The organism is Saccharopolyspora sp., from assembly GCF_017434145.1.
Taxonomy (GTDB): Bacteria; Actinomycetota; Actinomycetes; order Mycobacteriales; family Pseudonocardiaceae; genus Saccharopolyspora_C; species Saccharopolyspora_C galaxeae.
The window spans coordinates 1-2,388 of sequence record NZ_JAFRFW010000355.1; the positions used below are offsets into that span (position 1 = coordinate 1).

At 70.0% G+C, this 2,388-nt stretch carries 2 protein-coding genes; both read right to left on the reverse strand.

Going from position 1 to position 2,388, the window contains the following annotated elements; translation table 11 throughout:
- Positions 1-147: 147 nt before the first annotated feature.
- Positions 148-1,683, reverse strand: a complete 1,536-nt coding sequence (locus tag IJH84_RS09750; protein ID WP_295142985.1) for a sugar porter family MFS transporter — start codon at positions 1,681-1,683, stop codon at positions 148-150.
- Between the two features lie 239 nt (positions 1,684-1,922).
- The coding region (locus tag IJH84_RS09755) for an ESX secretion-associated protein EspG (RefSeq protein WP_295142988.1) at positions 1,923-2,388 on the reverse strand (466 nt) is incomplete at its 5' end.

Genomic DNA, 2,388 nt, shown 5'->3' on the forward strand with positions numbered 1-2,388 from the left:
GACCACGAGACATTCAGGCGGGCGGCCAGGTCGATCCCGGAAGCGGGGCGCGGCCTCGGCAGGGCCGTCGCTCAGCTTCGAATCGGGGCGCCGGTTGCCATTGGAACATTTCCGGCGGAACCGCACCACCATTCATTTCGCCAGGATTCATCGCTGCTTGCGCAACGACCGCTCGATGTCCTCCAGGCTGCGCCCCTTCGTTTCCGGCAGGTTCCGGTACAGGTAGGCGAGTCCGATGATTCCGAGCACGCCGTAGATCCAGAACAATCCGGTTTCCGTGAGGGCGCTGATCAGCGTGAGCACCGAAATGGAGATGAGGAAGTCCAGCGCCCAGTGCGTCACCGTGCCGACGCTGGAAGCCTTGCCGCGCACTGCGGTGGGGAACACCTCGCTGTTGATCAGCCAGATGGCGAGCCCGAGGCTGGCCGCGAACGCCGCCTCGTAGAGCATCAGCCCGCCGGTGAGCCACAACCCGAGCCCTTGCACGCTCGGCAGCAGGTACAGCGCGCCGAGCCCGAACAGCACGACGATCACCACCGAGGTCCCGCCGATCAGCAGCGGCCGTCGCCCGACCCGGTCGATCATCAGCAGCGCGATCGCGGTGAAGACCATGTTCACCGCGCCGATGCCGACCGAGGACAGGATCGACGCCGAGGCACCGAGCCCGGCCTGCTGCAGGATCGTCGGCGCGTAGTAGATCACCGCGTTGACGCCCACGAGCTGGTTGGTCGCCGCCACGGCGAACCCGAGCAGCACGGCGGGCCGCAGCCAGGGGCGGAACAGGTCGCGGTAGGAGAACTTGCTCTCCTCCCGCATGGCCACGGTGATCTCGTCGATCTCCGCGTCGACCTCTTGCGCCGATCGGGTGCGCAGCAGCTCGGCCCTGGCCTCATCGGTGCGCCCGCGGGCGAGCAGCCAGCGCGGGCTTTCGCCGAGGAACAGCAGCCCGATCAGCATCGCCAGCGACGGCACGGCCGCCAGCCCGAGCATCCAGCGCCATCCCTGCATCTCGGCGAACGCATAGCCGACCAGGTAGGACACGAAGATCCCGATGGTGATCATGAGCTGGTTCATGGACACCAACCGGCCGCGCAGCGCAGGCGGCGCGATCTCGGCGATGTAGGCGGGCACGACCAGCGAACTCGCGCCGATGGCCAGCCCGAGCACCACCCGCGCCACGATCAGCATCGCCACGTCCACCGCCACGGCCGACAGCAGCGCGCCCGCGGTGAACACCGCGGACACCAGCAGCAGCGTGCGCTTGCGCCCCAGCCGGTCCACGACCGGGCCGCCGCTCATCGCACCGGCGACCGCGCCGAGCAGCAGCGACGCGACCACGACCTCCTTCATCCCGGTGCTCAGGCCGAACGCGGGTGCGATGTAGAGCAGGGCGGCGGAGATGACGCCGGTGTCGTAGCCGAACAGCAGCCCGCCGAGCGCGGCGATCGTCGACGCGCCGATGATCGTGCCCCGCCCGGCTCCTGGCTGCGTAGCCGGTGTGCTCATGTGCTGCGCCTTCCTCTCGTGCCGCGCTGCCCTGGGTGGACGGCCGACGGCCGGGCGAGACCGTAGACGAAGTGTCCTGCTGGGACCAGAGCCGGAACGCAATCGAAACCGGGCGCCGACCGTCCCGCCCGAGCCGCACCCGGTGGCTCCCGCCGACCGCGGACGTCGCGCCGACACGCCCGCGCCTCGCCCATCCCAGTGGATTCTCGCGGAGTGAACGGACTGTTGGTCCCACTAGATTGGTCGAACGGGCCGTTCGCTCGGAACATCGAGGCGTGCCGACACTCGCGTAGCTCGCCCGCGCCAGTGGGATTCCGCGGAGTGAACGGACTGTTGGTCCCACTAGATTGGTCGAACGGGCCGTTCGCTCGGAAAGATCGGGTGCGCCGACACGCCGGGGCACCGGCGGGAAGGCGTCAGTCGCCGGTGGTCTCGGTGATGAGTTCCTGCAGGTACCAGGCCAACAGCTGGTTGCTGGAAGGCGCGACGGTGCTCCACAGCTGCCCATCGCCGTTGGCGCGCACGACGTGCAGGTAGCGCCCGGAGCCGGTGTCGTGGAACGCGACGACCCGCGGCGCGCGTTCCGGTTTCGAGCCGCGCGTCGGCGCGAATTCGACGCCGAACTGCCCGCGCATCCCCATCCCGTCGGCCATCGCGGCCAGCGTCGCCGCGTCGTCCGCACCGACTCCGCGCACCCGCAGCTCGTCGGTCAGCGCGCGCGAGTCGTGCTGACCGGCGCCCGCGCTCGCGTCGCGGAGCACCTCGTGCGGCACGCTCACCGCCCGGCCCGCGCCGGGCGGTGCGTCCCCGGCGACCGAGATGACGGCTTCGGCCAGCGAACTCCCCCGCACCGGAGTGAGTTCGACGACGTCACCGTCCACA